This window comes from Paenibacillus sp. P4_A7 (assembly GCF_056402455.1).
The window spans coordinates 1-12,691 of the sequence record NZ_JBFUHJ010000037.1 but is presented as its reverse complement, the minus strand read 5'-3'; the positions used below and the strand labels follow the sequence as shown (position 1 = coordinate 12,691).

10 protein-coding genes are annotated in these 12,691 nt (G+C 45.1%); 9 read left to right on the top strand and 1 reads right to left on the bottom strand.

The features are described 5' to 3' along the window. Nucleotides 1-186: 186 nt before the first annotated feature. A complete protein-coding gene (locus AC1DWN_RS08300; RefSeq protein WP_477558430.1) occupies nucleotides 187-2,214 on the top strand; it encodes a cohesin domain-containing protein in 2,028 nt (675 codons plus the stop codon). Nucleotides 2,215-2,291: 77 nt separating this feature from the next. After that, complete coding sequence (locus tag AC1DWN_RS08295; protein ID WP_477558429.1) at nucleotides 2,292-3,353, top strand: S-layer homology domain-containing protein; 1,062 nt, start codon at nucleotides 2,292-2,294, stop codon at nucleotides 3,351-3,353. Nucleotides 3,354-3,524: 171 nt separating this feature from the next. Here AC1DWN_RS08295 and AC1DWN_RS08290 read toward each other — a convergent pair whose 3' ends face one another. Then, a complete protein-coding gene (locus AC1DWN_RS08290) occupies nucleotides 3,525-4,382 on the bottom strand; it encodes a helix-turn-helix transcriptional regulator (protein WP_477558428.1) in 858 nt (285 codons plus the stop codon). Nucleotides 4,383-4,821: 439 nt separating this feature from the next. Between AC1DWN_RS08290 and AC1DWN_RS08285 the strand changes: the two genes are divergently transcribed. From AC1DWN_RS08285 to AC1DWN_RS08255, 7 genes are all read left to right on the top strand, one after another. Beyond that, nucleotides 4,822-6,126, top strand: a complete 1,305-nt coding sequence (locus tag AC1DWN_RS08285; protein ID WP_477558427.1) for an ABC transporter substrate-binding protein — start codon at nucleotides 4,822-4,824, stop codon at nucleotides 6,124-6,126. 86 nt (nucleotides 6,127-6,212) lie between these two features. Beyond that, a complete protein-coding gene (locus AC1DWN_RS08280; RefSeq protein ID WP_477558426.1) occupies nucleotides 6,213-7,100 on the top strand; it encodes a carbohydrate ABC transporter permease in 888 nt (295 codons plus the stop codon). After that, a complete protein-coding gene (locus AC1DWN_RS08275; RefSeq protein ID WP_477558425.1) occupies nucleotides 7,087-7,917 on the top strand; it encodes a carbohydrate ABC transporter permease in 831 nt (276 codons plus the stop codon). Before AC1DWN_RS08280 ends, AC1DWN_RS08275 begins: the two co-directional genes overlap by 14 nt. A 13-nt stretch (nucleotides 7,918-7,930) precedes the next feature. Beyond that, nucleotides 7,931-8,659 carry an SDR family NAD(P)-dependent oxidoreductase gene (locus AC1DWN_RS08270; protein ID WP_477558424.1) on the top strand — a complete coding sequence of 243 codons (729 nt, stop codon included), beginning with the start codon at nucleotides 7,931-7,933 and terminating at the stop codon, nucleotides 8,657-8,659. Further along, a complete protein-coding gene (locus tag AC1DWN_RS08265) occupies nucleotides 8,656-9,450 on the top strand; it encodes a creatininase family protein (RefSeq protein ID WP_477558423.1) in 795 nt (264 codons plus the stop codon). The genes AC1DWN_RS08270 and AC1DWN_RS08265 overlap by 4 nt, the downstream gene beginning before the upstream one ends. After that, a complete protein-coding gene (locus tag AC1DWN_RS08260) occupies nucleotides 9,431-10,540 on the top strand; it encodes a hypothetical protein (RefSeq protein ID WP_477558422.1) in 1,110 nt (369 codons plus the stop codon). Before AC1DWN_RS08265 ends, AC1DWN_RS08260 begins: the two co-directional genes overlap by 20 nt. Before the next feature lie 19 nt (nucleotides 10,541-10,559). Then, nucleotides 10,560-12,691: glycosyl hydrolase (locus AC1DWN_RS08255; protein ID WP_477558421.1), on the top strand; the 2,132-nt coding region annotated here is incomplete at its 3' end.

Here is a 12,691-nt window from a genome sequence, read left to right as displayed (position 1 = left end):
CCCGACAAACGGGAGGCTTTTTCATGTTGAGCATAAGAAAAGAGTCTATGATGAAATTGCCCTATATAAATGATAATATCACCATGTATTTTATCAAGAGAAATCTATTACGATAGATTCACCTTCATTTTGTAAGCGGTTTTATAATGAAGGAATAAGAGGGTTAGAAGGGATGGATATATTCAAATGAAAAAAACAACAAGGTATATTTTCATAATACTTGCTTTCATGTGCATACTTTGGTTACCCGATTTTCAGATTGCGTTTGCAGACGGAGAGACCGAGGTTAACGTCATCGATTACGGGGCAGTAGGTAATGATACAATTGACGATTCGTTGGCCATTCAGAATGCGATTAATGATGTAAACACTAATGGTGGCGGGACTGTCTTTGTTCCAGAAGGAACCTATTTGGTCAGCAATTTGAAGCTGTTCAGCAACATGGAGTTAAAAGGAGCGGGTTGGAATTCGATTCTCAAGCAAAACGGAGGAACCTACGTCGTCTCGGTTAATCCGGGTGCAGAAGGTGTCGGCAATACGAAATCGAATATTCAGATTAAGGACATCCAATTGTTGGACAGAAGCGGTGAGGGGGCGGCCTTCTCGGAACATCAACATATTCTAAACATTAATGCTGCATCCGATGTTCTGGTGGATCGTGTGAAAGTAGTTGGCTTCCTAGGTGACGGAATTTATATCGGATCAAGTAATGTCGGTGGAGTCGAAGTGCACAATCAACGAATTACTGTAAAGGATTCTTACATTGACGGGGTTACGAAAGATAATAGGAACGGAATCTCCATCATCGATTGCGACGGTTGTACAATTGAGAACAATCATTTCACCCGAACGAGCCGGCCCAATATGCCTGGAGCCATCGATCTGGAACCGGATCACAACTATAGCGTCATCAAAAACATTGTGATTCGCAACAATACATTCGACGATGTTGGTGGCAACGTCGGTATGATCTCGCTCGTGATGGGTGCACAGAACAATATGATTGTGCCCTCTGAGAACATATTGATCGAAAACAACCGAGGCGAAAATTTGACGGTTAATTCGAGAGCCATTACTATGTTGCAAAGAAATTCTCAGGAACCAAACGTCGCAAATAAAATTATTATCAGGAATAACAGTGTAAGCAATTCGCTTACCGGGGGGATCGGACTTTTTGGCGTGAAGGGCGTTACGGTTGAAAACAATTTCTTCTCTAATTTGGAGATGCCAAGTTATATTGGATATGACGGTACACTGACTTGGGATGTGAGCTTAATCAATAACGTGTTTCATAACGTGAGGAAGGGATCTGAAGTAGGATTAAATATTTATTCAACGGAACGGCTGCTATTGGAAGGAAACAGGTTCGAAAACATGGGGAAGGAAAATGGAACCAAAGGCATTGCCATTGACTTTATCGGCGGAGAGGACGGAACCCCCGGAAAAGGCTCTTACTTGAAATTACGAAACAATACGTTTCTTTCGTTCGGGCGGACTACTTATGCGATAAAAAAATCAAGTTATATATTTACGGATCCCACTAAAAACGAGTTTGTACAAAATAAGTTTATTAATGTATCAGGCAATGATTTTCAATATAGCGTACAGTCTGGACCTCACACTTCATTAACTGGAGTAAGCTCTGTTGCAGTAGGTCAGGAATTTGTTGTTAGCTACGGATTAAATGACGTTACTCAGGCTGTTTATGCACAGGACATCAAGCTGGATTATGATCCTGCCCTAATGGAATTTGTATCTGCACGGTCTTTAATCGAAGGGGTTGCCCTTGTTGAGACCGTCAAAGAACCAGCGGGCAAGCTTCGTTTGATTGTAGCTAGTCAGGGCTCCGAACATGCTGTTACAGGTGATGCGCAAATCATAGAGCTTACCTTCAAAGCGAAGAGTGTCTCACAAACAGCAGGAGTGATCGCGATTACGAGCAATGCTCTGGGCGATATAGAAGGAAATGAGCTTCAAGCTGCTTTTGCTTCTATTAGTGTTGAAGTAACCGCAGGAGGTAGCCCGGGCGGAAGCAATGGGGATATCAATCAGGATGGCATAGTGTCCATTGGTGATTTGGCCATCATAGCCGCACATTATGGCAAAGACAGTAAAAGTTCGGATTGGGCACAAGCCAAGAGAGCTGATGTGAATGGAGATGGCCAAATCGATATCCTTGATCTCGTAGCGGTTGCCAAGAAAATAGTGGAATAAGGTAAGGATAGACAGGAGGGGGGAGGGAATCCTCCTTCCTTATTTATCGTAATTTTGAGTAAGGGGATGTATAAATAATGTATAAATGGTTGCACACATCAAAAAAATGGAACACTTTTATGATCGCTTACCTTCTAATTTCGCTAATCTGTTTACCATCGCTACCATTTACGATTGCTTATGCGGAGACGGCTTCATCCTTTCTATTAACCGCTAATAAACCTGTTGATGGTAGAATTACCGTTACTATGAGTGGTACAAATATTAAAGATTTATATGGCTACGAGGCGAGATTTACGTTTAACCCCGACCAACTTGAACTAGCGGAAGCCAAGTCCAAACTGGAAGGGTTCTCCGTATCTCCAATCATCAAGAACAATGAAATCATCGTCGCACATACCAAAATCGGTAATGTAACGGGGGAAAATGGGGATATCCTCATCGGTACCCTGGTTTTTAAGATCAAGAAGCACGGGACTTCTTCTGTAAAATGGGAATCCATCAAGGCGGTAAATCACAATTTACTCGATCAAACCTATTCCGTAGGAAAGAGCGTTTCCGTGAATTCAGCAGCAAAAAGTTTTTTAGATCTGGAGGGCCACTGGGCCAAAGCAGATATAGAGTTGCTCGCTTCTAAAGGCATCATTGAGGGTATGGATGAAGAACATTTTGTACCGGAAGCCCCTGTAACAAGAGCGCAGTTTGCCGCGATGATATCAAGAGCGCTGAATCTGAATTTGACAGCGAATACGAAGCAGAGTCCTTTTAGCGATGTTGCTCCCACCTCCTGGTATAAGGATGTCGTAAATAGCTCCTATACAGCAGGCATTATTCAAGGCATAACAGAAACCAGCTTTGTCCCGCAAAAAGACATTACAAGGGAAGAAATGGCTGTGATGATTGTGAGAGCGAAGCTCTATTATGAGGGTTCTACACTTGAGAAGAGTGTACCTACTAAATCGTTGAAGTTTGACGATGTGAACACTATAAGCGATTGGGCGTTAAAACACGTTCAACTTGCGTTCAGTTCGGGCATTGTTAATGGCAGAACAGATCATCTGTTCGTTCCACAAGGGCATGCAACCCGAGCGGAAGCCGCTGTGATGATTAAGCGAATGATGACGATTCTAATTAATTGACAAAACAATATCAGTTTGAAATTTACGAAGGCGGGTTCCATACATGTGGGTAGTTGCAGGACCAGTGATGGATGATGTGGTTAAGGCTAATATCTATTTAAAGACCTTATAGTGGGGTCCATAATTTATGAGCGCCACGCATGACGAGTAAGTTCATTTGTATAAGCTGAATTAAACTTTATTGCGGTATTGGCGGGGGGTAACCCCCATCTTTTTTTTGAATAAACGGAGAAAAAATTGCATGTCGCTGTAACCGACGCGGTCGGCAATGTCCTGGATATTTAATGCGGTAGTCCGGAGCAGCTTACAGCTTTCCTCCATACGCAAATTTTGCACAAATTCGATGAACGTTTGGCTGGTCGTTTTTTTGAACAACCGGTGAAAGTGACTGGGGCTCAAATATACCATGGCAGCTATTTGTTCCAGTGTTAAGGGCAAGTGATAATTTTTTTTAACGTATGTGAAGACCACATCCAAGCGATGGGCGGCCGGAGGCAGCTCTTGAGCATGGGAGTCATTTTCAAAGCGGTACAGGAGGATGAGCAGTTCAATTACCCGCATGATCAGCAGTGTTCTGTACCCTAGCCGATGCTGAAGGAATTCTTTATGCAGTTGTTCAAAAATTGTTTTTGCTTCGTGCTGACTATCTTGATAACGATAATAATCCTGAGCGGATTGAGCAAACATGCGCGCCCCGCCAAACGGGTGAGGAATCGATTGACACCAGGTCATCAATTGTTCGGCGGGAAAGACACAATTGTATACAATGAGCGATGCGCTGCTTTGAGGCGATGCCGGACGATACACATGGGCCGTTCCAACCGGAATAATAAATATATCTCCGCTGACGACGGGCAGCACTTCCTCGTTGATATAATGAAAACCCGATCCTTCAGCAACATAGTTAATTTCCAGGAAGTCGTGCGTATGCATAAACGAATCAAAGTTTTCAGGAAATCGGTTCACATAAATGTCGACCTCTGAATCGAAATAAATATTCGTATTGTTGAAATACACACGTGGGTTCATCCTGCACCTCTTCATTTAGTTATTTTGGGACCAGGGTCTTTCTTCAAACCTAAGTCAGCCAATGAAAAAGCATTCCACCTTGACGTTTTCGTTCTGGTGGCAGTAAATCTTTCATTAGATCCCATTGATCATCACGTATTTTGTATCGTCTTCACATAGGATTAGATTACCATGTTTTGGGTTTAATTTATAGTTTGAAGTCACGTAATTGTATGAATTGCCTATGGTGAATCTAGCAAACTAAATCGTCAGTCAATTATGATAAGATCCACATATATAAATGATAGTATCAACATAGTTTTTATTCGCAATTGTCTATTAAGATTAATTCATTGACACGAACAAAGAACTTGCCAAAAGCGAGGCAAAAATAACGAGGAGGGTAGAGTTACAATAATCGCCAGCTATCAAATACAAACACTATTATGGAGGGTCGAACATGAAAAAAATAAGTATTGTACTTTTAGCTTTAGTGTTAACGCTTACATTGGCGGCATGCTCATCTGAAAAAGAAAAACCGGCAAATGCTACCGCCACTAAGGAACCAAAGGAAGTTACTTTGAAACTTGGTTTGCCTCAAGGTTATGACGTTACGAAGAAGGAAATTATCGACGGATTTCAAGCGAAATTTCCAAATATCAAATTGGATATCGATACAACGCCTTGGGGAGACTTCTTTACGAAACTTCCGGCACAGATCGCCGGAGACAATGCTCCGGACATCTGGTTTCAGGAAAACGCGTCGGTTCTCGGACATGGTAAGCGCGGGGTCGCCGAAGACCTGACGGCCTATATTGAAAGGGACTTGAGTCCCGGTGACTACGTTGAAGCTTTATATTCGGCGAAAGCGCCGGATGGCAAAATATACGGGGTACCGCACGGTATCAATCCGGTTGCGCTGGCTTACAACAAAAAGCTGTTTACGGAAGCGAATGTCCCGTTTCCAACTGATGATTGGACGTATCAAGATATGATAGATGCCGCCCAAAAGCTGACGAAAGACACAAACGGAGATGGGAAAACAGACGTTTACGGATTTATTTCCGGATATAACATCACTGTAGGCTGGTTCCCGTGGATCAAGTCGGCCGGCGGTCAATTGCTCGACTCCTCGCTGACGAAAGCGATGGTAACCGATCCGAAATCGTTAGAAGGCCTCAACAAATGGGTGGAAATGAGTAAAAGTGGGATCAGTGCGCCGGAATCGTTTACGAAGGCGATCGGTTCCGAATGGCAGGCATTCGGCAGTGAAAAAGGCGCCATGTATTTTACCCAGTACAGTCTTCAGCCGCTCTTCCAGAAAAACTTCCCGGATCTGGACTGGGATACCGTGAAAATGCCTAAAGGATTTGACGGCAATCGAGTCGTACCGAATATCGCCAATTCATGGCTTATTTATTCCAAGGCCAAACCGGAAGTTAAAGATGCGGCATGGGAGTTTTTGAAGTATTACCTCAGCAGCGAGTCGCAGGACATTCTAGCAGCAAGCGGCGCAAGCTTGCCTCTCATGAAGTCCTCTGCGGATAAAGTAAATGAAATGACGACTGCTCCGGCCAATAAAAAAGCTTATACGGAAGGCGTTGCCGAAGCCGGCAAAACGATGGACGAAAATCCGTCCTGGGGAGAATGGGTTGGCGCCGCACAACCTATCTTCGTAGATATGTATAACGGTAAAGTGTCCGTCGAAGATGGTGCGAAGCAGATACAGGAAAAAATTCAAGTGGTACTGGATAATAACAAATAGGTTGGTTGCCATCAAATAATAAGAGAGATGGAAATGGTGCTGCATTGGCCATTTCCATTTCTTCATCAATATAGTGGGGTGATCAAGTGCACAGAAAAGGATTATGGGGTTACCTATTTACACTTCCTTATATGATCAACGTTGCCGTTTTTTTCATCTTCCCATTTCTGTTTTCATTTTATCTTACATTTAACGAGTGGGATTTTTTTAACCCTCCGCGCTGGATTGGACTCGGCAACTGGAAAGACGTTTTTTCGCAATCTTCGTTTTGGATTTCCATGCGCAACATTTTTTTCTTTGCGCTCGTGTTCGTACCGTTGCAAACCTTCCTTGCCCTATTGCTTTCGTATTTGCTGAATCTTTCCATTAGAGGGAAGGTACTGTTTCGTTTGTTTTATTTCCTTCCGGTTATTACGCCATGGGTCGCCGGAGGATTGCTGTGGGTTTGGCTTTATAATTCAGAGTTCGGTTTGGTGAACTGGGTATTAGGCTGGTTCCACCTAGGACCCTTCCAGTGGAACAATAGCGATAATTGGATGGTTGTTATGGGGAGTATTGCTTTGGTTAACGTTTGGAAAGGCGTAGGCTATTCGATGGTACTGCTGCTAGCAGGGATGCAAAATATCTCAAAGGAATTATTGGAGGCAGCGCGAATCGATGGGGCAAACGGAATGGACCAGTTCTCTAAAATTGTTTTCCCTCTCGTTTCACCTATGATTTATCTGGTACTAATATTGTCGACGATTTCGGCATTTCAAGCATTCGATGTGTTTTTGATTATGTTAGATCCGGCTACGATCAATATACCGGACCGCAATATGATCCCGAATCTTCTGATCTATCGGAATGCATTCGTATATTCCAAGATGGGAACAGCTTCAACTATGGCTTGGGCTTTGTTCGTGGTGATCCTGCTCATTACCTTGGTGCAGAAGCATATGGAGAAAAGGTGGGTTCATTATGAAGAACAATAACAGGTTGATGAATCTGCTTGTTTACACAGTCTTGATTTTGGGTGCGGTTGTGATGGTTTTCCCTTTTCTATGGATGGTTTCCACATCACTGAAAATGGGTGGAGCCATACAGAAAATTCCTCCCGAATTTATTCCGGATCCTTTCGCTTGGAGCAATTATAGCGAAGTATGGGTCAAAGTCGATTTTTTACGCTATACGTTGAACAGTACGTTACTCGCTGCGTTTCATGTTATTTTCACGCTGCTATCGTGTTCGATGGTTGCCTATGGTCTGGCTTTATTCTCTTTTAAAGGAAAAAACTTGGTTTATGTGATCATGTTAGGTACTTTGATGCTGCCTTTTCAGGTAACGATGATACCCAAATATTTTATATGGAAGTACTTGGGGGCATTAAACACTTTTTATCCATTGATCATTCCGACTTTGCTCGGTGGAGCGTTCGGTATTTTTTTGATTCATCAGTATCTAAAGGGATTGCCTTTGGAAATGTATGAAGCCGCGCTGATCGATGGGTATAATCCGTGGGGAATTTTCTGGAAAATCTATTTTCCGCTGTGTTCCCCGGCCTTGGCGGCGCTCGCGGTATTTACTTTCATGGATAGCTGGAATAATACGATTGAGCCCTTGCTCTACTTGAAGGATCAGTATATGTACACGCTGCCGCTTGCTTTGCTATACATTAGAGGGGAAACTCTAGGGCAAATGCAATTGGTAATGGCTGGTGCCGTCATGGCGGTGATCCCAGTGACGATAGTTTTTATCGCCGCGCAAAAGTATTTTGTTCAAGGGATAGCATCTACGGGTATAAAAGGATAGGAGGAGACACACCTTGGTAAATCAACTTCAAGACAAAGTCATTTGGATTACGGGTGCTTTAGGGCTTATTGGCAGATCGGCCGTGGCAAAATTTCTGGAAAAAGGCGCCATAGTCATTGGGTCGGATGTGCGTGAGGCTCAGCATTACCCTGAAATACGGGCGTTGCAGGAGCAGTATTCGGAAAGGCTGATGCTATTCGTTTCAGATGCGACAGATGAAGCGCAAGTGCAGGAGGCTGTTCGCCAAATAATGACGAAATTCGGCAGGCTTGACGGTCTATTTCATAATTCATACACGCAGATTGAGAAGACTGCTTGGGACATGTCTCTTGCGGAGTGGGAGAATGTGACGCGGGGGACGTTGACGAGCACTTTTCTTGTGAACAAATATGCCGGTTTGGCTATGATTGAATCGGGAGGCGGCGTTATCGTGAACACTTCTTCGATTCTCGGGCAAGTGTCGGTGAAAAATGCACCCGCGGCATACTGTACCGCAAAAGCGGGTGTGAATCATTTGACTCGGATCATCGCCGTGGACTATGCCGATAAGGGCATTCGCGCCAATGCGATTGTACCCGGTGATATTAAAGCGGAGAATCATCCGCGTCAGGATCCGAACAATTTATTTGGTCGGAGCGGGAGACCTAACGAAGTAGCAGAGCTTGCAGCATTTCTGTTATCGGATGCTTCCTCGTACATTACGGGTTCTCTATATCCGATAGACGGGGGATACAAACTATGAGTGAAATGTTGTTTCACCGTTTGAGCCGGGAAGAAATTACGGAGCTGGCTCAATCGGGCTGTCCGGTCATTGTGCCGTTGGCGGCTACGGAACAGCATGGGCCGCACCTGCCAGTGTTTACCGATAGTTTGATCTGTGAGCATGTTTGCTTTGAAGCAGCACGTATCGCAAACGAGACCACGCCCATGTTGGTTACGCCAACGGTAACGATAGGGTGCTCACAGCACCATCTTGCCTTTGGGGGGACTCTATCTTTTAAGTCCGCTACCTATTGGAGCATGCTCCAAGATATAGGGGAAAGTCTTATTGCCTGCGGGTTTCGTAAAATCATATTTCTGAACGGGCACGGCGGGAACGAATCCGTCATGCACCAAACGGCGACAGATATTGCCGTCAGGCATTCGGTATGGACAGCATCGGCGTCCTATTGGAGCGTAGCTCGGGAGGCTCTCCAGAAAATCGATGCGGACGAAGTCGGCATGGTACCGGGACATGCCGGCGGATTTGAAACGGCGATGATCATGGCACTGCGCTCGGAATGGGTGCGAACCGAACGTATAGGAACAGAGCATCCGCAAACACCATGGATCGCTAACGGCATTCCTGGGGCATATATCGGAAAGTCTGGGATGCTTACCGGATTTGACGGTTATACGGATGCAGCACACTTGGCTACGGCAGAGAAAGGTACCAAATATCTGCAGACGATCATTGAGGCATTGGCAGCCTGGTTTATAACCGTGGCCAGGACGATGAACACGGGAGGAACACATGAACGAATTGGAGACTAACAGGAAAAAAGTAGCTGTAATCATAACTGAATATCGGCATAATTCCCACGCGGAGGTTATAGTCGGCCGACTGCTCGGCAGGTTAGGGTATTCCCCGCGTGTGGATGTGGTCTCGATGTACACGGATCAAGTCCCCGATAACGATATGAGCCGGATGGAGGCCGCTGCATACGGAATTCCCATTTCCCCGACGATCGCGGAAGCGATTGCCGCGGGAGGCAGGGGACCAATCGACGGGGTAGTGGTGATAGGCGAGCACGGCAATTATCCTATTAACGATAAGAGACAAAAGATGTACCCCAGACGGAGATTGATAGAGCAAGTATTGCAGGCTATGGATGGACAGGGTTTGCGGGTACCTATTTTTTCCGACAAGCATCTGGCTTACGATTTTAAGGATGCGCTGTGGATATACGCTGAGATTAAAAAACGGAATATTCCATTTATGGGAGGCTCGTCGATACCGTTTACGGATTTTGTTCCGAGTTTTAACACGTCCGCTTTGAACGATGTGAGAGAGTTAATGGTCGTTAGCTTCGGGGATACGGAAGCTTACGGTTTTCACGGTATGGAGGTCATGCAATGTTTAGCGGAGAAACGGCTAGGAGGGGAAACCGGAATTCGTTCCATTCATACGTTGACAGGAAGTGAAGTGTGGACGGCGATGGATCAGAAGGAGTGGCCGGAAGATTTGCTCCTCGAGGCGCTTGGAACCTACAGGAAGCCTTATGCTGGTCATCCGAGAGAAAAAGTAAACAACCCCGACTTGTTTGTAATTGAATATAACGACGGAGTGAAGGGGTATGTGATCCAGCTTCAAGATGAAGTAGAGCAATGGTCGTTTGCCTTCCGGAACGCCATCGGGAATAGCATTGCCGCATGGTGCGATTCGGAGCTTGAGCGTCCCTTCAGTCATTTCGGCGTATTGACTCATTATATAGAAGATCTAATAGAGACGCGGCAATCTCCGTTCCCTATTGAACGAACATTGATCACGACCGGTATGATCGATTACGGAATGGATTCCCTTTATTTGAGAAGAAAACTGGTTACACCAGAGCTGAATATACATTACAAGAGTGATAAGTAAACGAATTGGTGGAGGAACCATGTTGAACAATTATCATTTAAACCGTCCTTATAGCCCGATGTCTTTTTGGTTTTTGAATCACGACCTTCAGGACAACGAGTTGCGGTGGCAGCTTCACGAGATTAAAGAAAAAGGATTCAAGGGCATATTTATTCATCCGCGGGACGGGTTGACGGTTCCTTACCAGTCGGAATTATGGTGGGACAAAGTCAAATTGATCATTAACTGCTGCGATGAGCTTGGATTGCACGCATGGTTGTATGACGAAGATCCGTTTCCAAGCGGGGCGGCCGGAGGTAAAGTGTTTGTTGATCGACCGGAATTTAAAGCGCGTGAAATGACTTTAGAAACGTTGGAAACGGAAGGCGGTCATGTTCAGTTCAGCTTTCCGATGGGGCGATTGCAGAAAGTCGTCGCGATACAGATGGACGAGAAATATCTTACTAGACATTGGCTTGATCTCACTCCGCATATCGGGATATTACGAAGCAAGTGGGCACCTGGGTATGTTCATCACAGTACTTATTATCCACCTTATGAAGACTTCGGAAATCCGCATTGGCGAAGTGGGGCTACGCACCCCCATTATGGATTGGACTGCATTGTTCCTGAAGGACGCTGGAAAATTTGCGCGTTCGTGGAACAAGAAATTTCGGATGATCCTTGGGGTAGTTATACCGATTTATTGAATCCGAAAGCGGTCCAATATTTCCTGGATCTTACGCATGAAAAGTATGCGGATAGATTCGGACATCTTTTCGGTAAGCTCATCCCAGGTATATTCACAGATGAGCCTAAGGTTAAAGGTGTTGTTTCTTGGACGGAAGGTTTTGTCGATTATTTCTTAGCATTGTTCGGGTATGACATCCGGGACAAATTGCCTGATTTGTTTATGACGATTGATCATGAAACCGCGCAAGTTCGTCATGATTACCGTCTAGCGCTGGGACGTCTTTTCACTGAGTCTTATGTAGTCCCCATATCCGATTGGTGCAAGGAGCGGGGGATGATTAGCACAGGTCATATTAGTCCGGAGGAGGACCCTGTCGGTCAGACCAGGTATGTGCCTTATTTGTTGTCGATGTTGAAGCAGTTTCATATTCCTGGAACGGATCTCATTGGCGGGAATATAGGAAGTTCCACTTATCCACTGCTTCATATGGGCCCAAAGCTGGCTAGTTCAGCGGCGCATCATATGGATAGACTTGGGGTCATAGCTGAGTCTTTTGGTGCGAATAGTTGGGATTTAGACTTTAAACAAATGAGGAAAATGGTGGATTGGCTGTTCGTGATGGGGGTTACGGATATCGTAACTCACGGGCAGTTTTACTCCATTGACGGATTACGGAAAAAAGAGGCTCCTCCATCCCTTTTCTATCAATCAAGTCACTGGCCATATTTCCTTTCGTTCTCGCAATATATGACTGAGATGTCTGATTTATTGAAGGAAGGCAGCCACCATTGCCACCTATTGGTTTACTATCCACAGGCCTCCTTTAGTGCATATTATCCGGACCGATTAGCCGACCTCGAGCGGAGCTCTGCTCAATTCGGCAGGTTCATTCACAATCTGCTCAGCAATCAATGGGACTTTGATCTGTCGGATGAGGAAACGTTGCTGCAGATGAGCGTGAAGGATGGGAAATTGCACGGCAAGAAAGAAGCTTACGATGTGTTGATGCTGGCATGCTGCGATTATTTGGAAAGTGGAGTGGCCGCATTCTGCGAACAGTTTGTAAACCAGGGAGGCAAGGTATGGTTAATCGGAGATGAACCAGTCATTATGCAGTCCGTCCCGGGAATGGCAACTGGCAATGAATATTCCGCAGGCGACACTCCGTATTATTCCAAAGCAACCGATATCGATCGGATGGTGGTCGAACTGGATACGAATGTGGCGAGAGAGACACTCGTTCTTGATGCCCGATCTTCAGGTGTATCGAAGCCTCATCTAAAGGATGTTTACGTGCACGAGCGCAAACTAGTAGGGAAAACGAGACTGTTTGTGATGAATGCTTTAGACGAATGGAGAGAGGGAATCGTTCATCATTCGGCCTCTTTGGTAGAGGAAGTTAGAATGCCCTTTGTTCTGCCTCCGAACGGTTCTTTGATGTTTGATATCTATGAGGATCACGTTGAACTGCCTCTGGG